This window comes from Streptomyces boluensis, from assembly GCF_009908195.1.
GTDB lineage: Bacteria > Actinomycetota > Actinomycetes > Streptomycetales > Streptomycetaceae > Streptomyces > Streptomyces boluensis.
The window spans coordinates 23,041-31,674 of the sequence record NZ_JAAAHS010000041.1; the positions used below are offsets into that span (position 1 = coordinate 23,041).

An 8,634-nucleotide genomic window follows, 5' to 3' on the forward strand; every position below is an offset into this window, starting at 1 on the left:
CAGGTGCGGCCACGGCCGGCCGGGACGGGCGGCCCGACCGGCCGTGGATGTACGGGAGTTACGCGAACCAGCCCTGCGGGGCGGGCCGGGTGTTGCGCCAGATGTGCTTCGTCTCGCGGTACTCGGCGAGCCCGGCCGGGCCCAGCTCGCGGCCGGTGCCGGACTGCTTGTAGCCGCCCCACTCGGCCTGCGGCACGTACGGGTGGAAGTCGTTGATCCACACCGTGCCGAGCCGCAGGGCCGCCGCGACCCGCCGCGCCTTCGCCTCGTCGCTCGTGAACACCCCGCCCGCCAGGCCGTACACCGTGTCGTTGGCGAGCCGCACCGCCTGCTCCTCGTCGGCGAAGCGCTCCACGGTCAGCACCGGCCCGAACGACTCCTCCTGGACCACCGCCATGCCGGGCGCGCACCCGTCGAGGACGGTCGGCAGGTAGTAGAAGCCGTTCTCGTACTCCGTGCCGGACGGCCGGGCACCGCCGCAGCGCAGCACCGCGCCCTCCCGTACGCCGAGCGCGACATACGCCTCGACCTTGGCCAGATGGTCCGCCGAGATCAGCGGTCCGGTCTGGGCCCGCTCGTCGAAGGGGCCGCCGAGCCGGATCTCCCCGGCCCTGCGCACCACCTCGTCGACGAACCGGTCGTGCAGCGAGTCCTCGACGAGGAGCCGCGCCCCGGCCGAGCAGACTTGACCGGAGTGCAGGAACACCGCGGTCAGCGCCATGTCGACGGCCGTGTCGAAGTCGGCGTCCGCGAACACGATGTTGGGGTTCTTGCCGCCCAGTTCGAGTGCGACCTTCTTCACCGTGCCGGCGGCGGCCGCCATCAGACGGCGGCCGGTGTGCAGGCCCCCGGTGAACGAGAGCAGGTCCACGTCCGGGTGCTCGGCGAGCGGGCCGCCCACCTCGGGGCCCGCGCCGAGCACGAGGTTGGCGACCCCGTCCGGAAGGCCGGCCTCGGCGAGCAGCCGGGCCAGGTGGATCGCGGTGTGCGGGGTGAGTTCGCTGGGCTTCAGTACGAAGGTGTTGCCGGCGGCCAGGGCCGGAGCAACCTTCCAAGCGGTCTGAAGCAGCGGATAGTTCCACGGCGTGATCAGCGCGCACACCCCGACCGGCTCGTGCACCACCTGGCTCTCCGCGTCCGGCACGCCCGTCTCGACGACCCGGCCCTCGTCCACGTCCGCGAGCCGGCCGAAGTAGCGGAAGCAGTTCACGATGTCGTCGATGTCGTACGCGCTCTCCACCAGGCGTTTGCCGGTGTCGAGGGACTCGGCGCGGGCCAGCGCTTCCTTGTCGCGGGCCAGCAACTCAGCCACCCGAAGGAGCAGATCGCCGCGCTCCGCGCCCGTGGTGTGCGGCCACGGGCCCGCGTCGAACGCGCGGCGGGCCGCGCCGATCGCCTCCAGGGTGTCCTTGCCGTCGGCCTCGTCGACCACCGCGACGAGCGAGCCGTCGGCGGGGCAGCGGATCTCCCGGGTGCGTGCCTCGCGCGGGCTCGTCCACGCGCCGTCGATGAACAGCTCAGGCACGGTCGGCCCCCAACTGCTCGATCAGCCACTCGTGGAAGATCCCGATGTGGTGCTCGGTCGGAACGAGCACACCGCCGCCCCGGTAGGCACGCGAGGACATCGCGGGCTGGGTCCGCTCACACGCTTCAAAATCCTGGGCGTTGACCCGGTGGAACAGCTCCACCGACTTCGACAGATCGGCACCCGACGCCACCACGTCAGGCGCGTACAGCCAGTCGCACTCGACCACCGTGCGGTCCTCGGCCATCGGGAACATCCGGTGCAGGATCACATGGTCGGGGACCAGGTTGACGAAGACGGTCGGCTTGACCGTCATCGCGTAGTAGCGCCGGTCCTGGCCGTCGGCCACCTCCGGCAGCCTGCCGAAGCCCTCGCTGCCGTCGACCGTGAAGCCCTTCACCTCGTCACCGAACTCGGCGCCGTGCCCGACGTAGTACTGCGCGGCGTATCCATCCGCGAACTCCGGGAGCACTTCGGTGAGTTCGGGGTGGATCGTGGCGCAGTGGTAGCACTCCATGAAGTTCTCGACGATCAGTTTCCAGTTCGCCTTCACGTCGTACGTGATGCGTTTGCCGAGCGCGAGACCCTCCGTGCGGTAGCGGTCGATGGACGCCAGGTCACCGAGGCGCTCCACGGCCGCGCCGGTCACGGTCTCCTCGAAGGACGGCGGCTCCTCGGCCAGGCACACCCAGGCATAGCCGAGCCACTCCCGCAGGGCGACCTTGACCAGGCCGTACTCGGTGCGGTCGACATCGGGCATCTTCGTCAGGTTGGGCGCCGCGACCAGCTTGCCGTCGAGGTCGTACGTCCAGGCGTGGTACGGGCACTGCAGGTTGCGGCGGACCTCGCCGGACTCCTCGGTGCACAGGCGGGCGCCGCGGTGCCGGCAGACGTTCAGGAAGGCGCGCAGCTCACCGGTGCGGGACCGGGTGACCAGGACGCTTTCGCGGCCCACCTGGACGGTGCGGAACGCGCCGGGTTTGCCGAGGTCGGCGCTGCGCACGGCGCAGAACCACATCGACTCGAAGACCCGCTCCTGTTCGAGCCGGAACAGATCGGGGTCGGTGTAGTAGTGGCCGGGCAGGGTGGCCACGAGACTGGGGGCGACAGGGGTCGTCGTCACGTAGTAACTCCTAGACGTGTCTGCTGGCTCAGCGTCGGATCCGGGTCATCTTCGGGTCGAACAGCGGGTCTTCGGCCACCGTCGCGGGCAGCCGCTCCCCGAAGTACTCGACGTGCACCGAGGTGCCCGCGGGCAGTGCGGGCAGCCAGGCGTACGCGATGCAGCGGCCGAGGGTGTAGCCGTACGAGGCGCTGGTGACGTAGCCGGCCGGGGCGCCGTTCACGTGCACCGGCTCGTGGCCGAGGACCACACGGTCCGGGTCGTCGAGCAGCAGCGGCGTCAACTTCCGCCGGGGCTCGCCCAGTTCGGCCAGGGCGTCGCGGCCGACGAAGTCGCCGCGGTCCATCCGGACGGCGAAGCCGACGCCCGCCTCGTAGGGGTTGTGCTCGGTGGTCATGTCGTGGCCCCAGGAGCGGTAACCCTTCTCCAGGCGCAGGCTGTTGAACGCGGACCGGCCGGCCGCGATCACCCCGTGCTCCCGCCCCGCCTCCCACAGCGTGTCCCACAGGCGAAGGCCGAGGTCGGCGGTGGTGTACAGCTCCCAGCCCAGCTCACCCACGTAACTGAGCCGCATCGCCGTCACCGGCACCGGGCCGATGTGGGTGCGCTTCGCGCGGAAGTAGCCGAAGCCCTCGTGCGAGAAGTCGTCGCGGGTCAGAGGCTGGACCAGGTCGCGGGCGAGCGGTCCCCACACGCCGATGCAGCACGTGCCGGACGTGATGTCGCTGATGTGCACGTCGGCGGGCGCGTGCCGGAGCAGCCAGTCCAGGTCGGCGGGGGAGTTGGCGCCCACCTGGAAGTGGTCGGGGCCGAGCCGCGCCACGGTCAGGTCGGAGCGGATCCCGCCGTCCTCGTTCAGGAGCAGCGTGTACGTGACCGCGCCCGGCTTCTTCGCCAGGTTGTTGGACGACATGCGCTGCAGGAAGGCGAGCGCACCCGGCCCGGTGACCTCCAGGCGGCGCAGCGGCGTCATGTCGTACAGGGCGACCTTCTCCCGCGTCACCCGCGCCTCGGCCGCGGCGATCGGCGACCAGTACCGGGCCGACCAGGCGTCCCGCTCGGGCAGCGAAACCCCTTGTACGAGCGCGGAGTTGGCCTCGTACCAGTGCGGCCGCTCCCAGCCGCCGCCCTCAAGGAAGTGCGCGCCGAGCTCCTGCTGCCGTACGTGGAAGGGGCTGACCCGCAGCGGTCGCGGGCTGCCCGTGGGCTGCAGCGGGTGGACGACGTCGTACACCTCGACGAACTGGCGCGCCCCGCGGTCGTGCACGTACGCGGGCGAGCGCTGCGCGTCCTCGAACCGGGTGAGGTCGCAGGCGTGCAGGTCGATCGCGGGCTTGCCGTCGACCATCCACTCGGCGACGGCCTTGGCGACGCCCGCCGAATGCGTGACCCACACGGCCTCCGCGAGCCAGAAGCCGCGCAGCTGCCGGGTCTCGCCGAGCACCGGCATCCCGTCCGGGGTGAAGGAGAAGACCCCGTTGAAGCCCTCGTCGATCTCCGCGTCACGCAGGAACGGCAGCAGCCACTTGCAGTCCTCCCAACTCGGCGCCCAGTCCTCCTCGGTGAACGGGTACGACGACGGCATGTCCATGTCGCGCTCGCGCGCCGTGTCGTAGTCGAGCAGCGCGAACGGGTCGACGGGCAGCGGCTTGTGGGCGTACGAGCCGATGCCGAGCCGGGTGCCGTCCTGCTCGGTGTGCTCACGGAAGTACAGGTCACGGTCCTGGAACCGGAGCAGCGGCAGGGACGCCCCGGTGCCCGCGAGTTCGGGCAGGGGCGGTGTCTTCGCGTACTGGTGCGCAAGCGGCAGCAGCGGTACGTCGACGCCCGCCATGCGGCCGATGACGGGGCCCCAGAACCCGGCGGCCGACACCACATGGTCGGCGGGGAACGTGCCGCGGTCGGTGACGACGGCGGTGACCCGGCCGCCCTCCTGCTCGATGCCGGTCACGGTGTGCCGGTCGAGGAAGCGGGCGCCGCGCGCCTCGGCCCGGTCCTGCTGCGCGCGGCAGGCGAGCAGGGCGCGGGCGAGTCCGTCCTCGGGGGTGTGGAAGCCGCCGAGCACCTTCGACGCGTCGAGGTGGGGCCAGAGTTCCTTGCAGCGGGCCGCGGATATCAGCTCGCCGCGCACGCCCCAGGCGGCGGCCCAGCCGGCCTTGCGGTGCAGGTCGGCCCAGCGCTCCGGGGTGGTGGCGACCTCGAGGCCGCCGACCGGGTCGAAGCAGGAAACCCCGTCCACCTCCAGGGAGTTGAACTTGTCCACGGTGTACTGGGCGAAGGCCGTGAGGGTCTTGGACGGGCTGGTCCTGAAGACCAGACCGGGCGCGTGCGAGGTGGAGCCGCCGGGCGCGGGCAGCGGCCCCTGTTCGAGGACGGTGACGTCGGTCCAGCCGCGGGCGGTGAGTTCGTCGGCGAGGGAGCAGCCGACGATGCCGGCGCCGATGACGACGACGCGGGGACCGGCGGACGCCGGGCTGAGGTCGGGTGTGCTGGACATAGCCCCTCCTGGGGTGGCGGGGACGGCAGGGGTGAGGGAGCGGGCCCGCGCGGCCGGGGCGCGGGACTCGCTTGCGTGACTACGCGGCCAGGTGTCCACGTGGCTCTACGTGGCCCGAAGTGCCTTATGCGGACGGCACGTTGGGGCGCTCGGCGGCGACGGTCGTGTCCGGGCCGTGGCCGGTGTGGACGACCGTGCCGTCCGGCAGGGTGAGGAGCCGGTCACGGATCGACGCCTCGATGGTCGGACGGTCGGAGTAGGAGCGGCCGGTGGCGCCAGGGCCGCCGTGGAAGAGGGTGTCGCCGGTGAACACGGCACCCAGGGACGGGACGTGAAGAACGCAACTGCCCCACGAGTGCCCCGGCGTGTGCAGCACCCGCACCTCGGCACCGGCGACCGACAGCCGCATCCCGTCGGCCAGTTCGGCGTCCGGCTCACGGTCGGGGTGCGCGGCCCGCCACAGTTCGAGGTCGGCGGGGTGGAGCAGCACCGGCGCGCCGGTCGCCTCGGCGAGGTCGGCGGCGGCACCGATGTGGTCGTCGTGGCCGTGGGTGCAGACGACGGCGGTGACCCGGCGCCCGGCGACCGCGGCGGTGATCGCGGCGGCGTCGTGCGCGGCGTCCACGACGAGCACCTCGGCGCCGTCGCCCACGATCCAGACGTTGTTGTCGACGTCGAAGGTCTCACCGTCGAGGCTGAACGTCCCCGAGGTGACGACCCGTTCGACACGTACGGGCCCCGCACCTCCGGAGTGCGGCCCGGAGTGCGAGGCGGCCGAGTACGGCCCGGAGTGCGGGGCGCTCACAGCACGACCACCGAACGCAGCACCTCGCCGTGGTGCATCTTGGCGAAGGCCTCCTCGACCTGGTCGAGGGCGATCGTCTCGGTGACGAAGCCGCCCAGGTCGAGCAGCCCGTACAGGTACTGGTCGATGAGGACCGGGAAGTCACGGGACGGCAGGCAGTCGCCGTACCAGGACGACTTGAGGGCACCGCCCCGTCCGAACAGGTCGATCAGCGGGATCTCGACCTTCATGTCCGGGTCGGGCACGCCCACTTGGACCAGGAGACCGGCGTGGTCGCGCATGTAGAACGCCTGCTTGTACGTCTCCGGTCGGCCGACCGCGTCGATGGCGATGTCGACCCCGAAGCCGTCGGTGAGGGCGCGCACGGCTTCGACCGGGTCGGTGCCACGGGAGTTGATGGTGTGGGTGGCGCCGAACCGCTCGGCCTGGTCGAGCTTCTTGTCGTCGATGTCCACGGCGATGACCTTGCGGGCACCGTTGAGGCAGGCACCGGCGATGGCCGCGTCACCGACACCACCGCAGCCGATCACGGCGACGGTGTCGCCGCGCTGCACGTTGCCGGTGTTCGCGGCCGCGCCGTAGCCGGCCATGATGCCGCAGCCGATCAGGCAGGCGGCCTCGGGCCGGGCGGCCGCGTCGACCTTCACGGCCTGCCCGGCCGCGACCAGGGTCTTCTCGGCGAACGCGCCGATCCCCAGGGCCGGGCTGAGCGGGGTTCCGTCCAGGAGCGTCATGGGCTGCGCGGCGTTGCGCGAGTCGAAGCAGTACCAGGGGCGGCCACGGCGACAGGAACGGCAACTGCCGCAGGGCGCCCGCCAGGCGAGCACCACATAGTCGCCGGGGGCGAGGTCGGTGACGCCCTCGCCGACCGCCTCCACGGTGCCGGCCGCCTCGTGGCCGAGCAGGAACGGGAAGTCGTCGTTGATCGCGCCTTCCCGGTAGTGCAGATCGGTATGGCAGACCCCGCAGGCCTGCACGTCGACCAGGACCTCGCCCGGCCCGGGATCGGGAACGACGATCGTCTGCACCTCGACGGGTGCGCCCTTCTTCAGAGCGACGACGGCGCGGACCTCGTGTGGCACGACCAACCCCCTTGCGTGTTGCGCAATGCGCTATGCGTTGCACGATGAGCGACGATGGCTCACATCTTGGGAACGGTGTCAGGGTGCCGTCAAGGGGCTCGGATCAACCATTGGTAAAACGATGCTGACTGACTGTCATCTCCCGGACACATAGGGGTCGTTCGTCGGTGGGCGGCGACCGGGGCGCGTGCGGGCATAGGGGAGCCGCCCAAGAGCGGCGGCCGGACGGGGCCTGAGCTGGTCACCTGGTGGCTCTTGGGCGGCGGGTGCGGTTGTGGTTGTGGTTGTGGGTTCGGGGGTGTGCGGTTGCGGGGGTGTGGCCGGTGGGGTCAGAGGCTCAGAGACCGTGGCCCATCCGGCGGGACAGTTCGGCGGCGGCCGCCGCCGTGCGTTCGGCGAGCTCCGGCATCCGGTCCTCGGTCAGCCGGTACACCGGCCCCGAGACGCTGATCGCGCCGAGTGCGTTCCCGTCGTGCGAGCGGGCCGGTGCCGCGACCGAGGCGAGCCCGATCTCCAGCTCCTCGACGGCCAGGGCGAAGTCCTGTCTGCCGACCTCCGCCAGCTCGGTGCGCAACGCGGCCGCGCTCACCACGGTCCGCGGCGTGAACCGCGCGAGACTCCGGGCGAGCAGCCCTTCGCGCAGCGTCGGCGGCAGGTGCGCGAGCAGCACCTTTCCGCTGGACGTGGCGTGCAGCGGGGTGCGTCTGCCCAGCCAGTTCTGGGCCGTGACCGAGGCCGAGCCGCGGGCCTGCATGATGTTGACCGCGGCATCGTCGTCGAGGATGGCGATGTTGACCGTCTCGCCCAGCTCGTCGGCGAGTTCACGGCAGACGGGCGCGCCCTCCTGCGAGATGTCCATACGCGCCGCGGCGGCGCCCGCGAGGCGCAGCACACCCGCCCCGAGGTAGTACTTGCCGCGGTCCGCCGACTGCTGGACTAGGCCGCGCTGCTCCAGTACGCCGAGCAGCCGGAACGCGGTCGACTTGTGCACGTCCAGCTCGTCGGCGATCTCCCGTACCCCGGCCTCGCCGTGCCGCGCGAGGCTCTCCATGACGCTGATCGCGCGATCCACGGACTGCACGGAGCCGGCCGAACCCTTCACGGCCCCCGCGGCCTTCTCCGGCCGATTCGTTCCGGACATTTCCCGAGCGGCTCCGCCCGCTGTCGCCCTGTCTGTCGTACCTGGCCTCACCTGCGCTTGTTCACGGGCCATAGCTCAACTCTCACCACCTGGCGGTCGGTTGTCGGACCGCGTCTGCGAGAAGCCTCTTGACGTACGGGGCATCTCGACCGGATTCTGTTGCGCACAACGCACCGCAGTGCGTGATGCGAAACAGTAGGTGACCGAACGGTCCAGAACCAAGAGGGGTGCCCGTGATTCCCGTCTGCCGTGTCGAGGAGTTGCCGCCGGGTGAGTCGGTCCGCATCGACACCACACCGCCCATCGCGGTGTTCCACGCCGACGCCGAGCTGTACGCCATCGACGACACCTGCAGCCACCAGGACGCGTCCCTCTCCGAGGGCTGGCTCGAAGGCTGCCTGGTCGAATGCCCCCTCCACGAGGCCACCTTCGACCTCCGCACGGGCCACCCCACCTGCCTC

General features: G+C 71.4%; 7 protein-coding genes. 1 reads left to right on the forward strand and 6 read right to left on the reverse strand.

All coding sequences use genetic code 11. The annotated features are described in order from the left end of the window. Positions 1–58: 58 nt before the first annotated feature. The 6 genes from GUY60_RS08530 to GUY60_RS08555 all read right to left on the reverse strand — a co-directional run bounded on the left by GUY60_RS08530 (position 59) and on the right by GUY60_RS08555 (position 8,173). The gene (locus tag GUY60_RS08530) at positions 59–1,525 is read right to left on the reverse strand and encodes an aldehyde dehydrogenase family protein (protein WP_161695501.1); all 1,467 of its coding nucleotides are present in this window, start codon (positions 1,523–1,525) and stop codon (positions 59–61) included. Then, positions 1,518–2,648, reverse strand: coding sequence for an aromatic ring-hydroxylating oxygenase subunit alpha (locus tag GUY60_RS08535; RefSeq protein ID WP_161695503.1), 1,131 nt, complete (start codon positions 2,646–2,648; stop codon positions 1,518–1,520). Before GUY60_RS08535 ends, GUY60_RS08530 begins: the two co-directional genes overlap by 8 nt. Positions 2,649–2,676: 28 nt before the next feature. Then, positions 2,677–5,145, reverse strand: a complete 2,469-nt coding sequence (locus GUY60_RS08540; protein ID WP_161695505.1) for a GcvT family protein — start codon at positions 5,143–5,145, stop codon at positions 2,677–2,679. A 124-nt stretch (positions 5,146–5,269) separates the two neighbouring features. After that, entirely contained in the window at positions 5,270–5,950 is a 681-nt protein-coding gene (locus tag GUY60_RS08545; protein WP_161695507.1) for an MBL fold metallo-hydrolase, read from the reverse strand. Beyond that, entirely contained in the window at positions 5,947–7,032 is a 1,086-nt protein-coding gene (locus GUY60_RS08550; protein WP_161695509.1) for an S-(hydroxymethyl)mycothiol dehydrogenase, read from the reverse strand. The genes GUY60_RS08545 and GUY60_RS08550 overlap by 4 nt, the downstream gene beginning before the upstream one ends. A 337-nt stretch (positions 7,033–7,369) precedes the next feature. Further along, the gene (locus GUY60_RS08555; protein WP_187369964.1) at positions 7,370–8,173 is read right to left on the reverse strand and encodes an IclR family transcriptional regulator; all 804 of its coding nucleotides are present in this window, start codon (positions 8,171–8,173) and stop codon (positions 7,370–7,372) included. Between the two features lie 233 nt (positions 8,174–8,406). On the opposite strand from GUY60_RS08555, the gene GUY60_RS08560 reads away from it, so the two are divergent. Beyond that, positions 8,407–8,634 (forward strand): bifunctional 3-phenylpropionate/cinnamic acid dioxygenase ferredoxin subunit (locus tag GUY60_RS08560; RefSeq protein WP_161695511.1); only part of this gene is annotated, 228 nt, incomplete at its 3' end.

Bases quoted from the DNA above. Each gene is read 5' to 3' on its own strand.
- GUY60_RS08540 (WP_161695505.1), bottom strand. From the start codon at position 5,145: ATGTCCAGCACACCCGACCTCAGCCCGGCGTCCGCCGGTCCCCGCGTC.
- GUY60_RS08555 (WP_187369964.1), bottom strand. From the start codon at position 8,173: ATGTCCGGAACGAATCGGCCGGAGAAGGCCGCGGGGGCCGTGAAGGGT.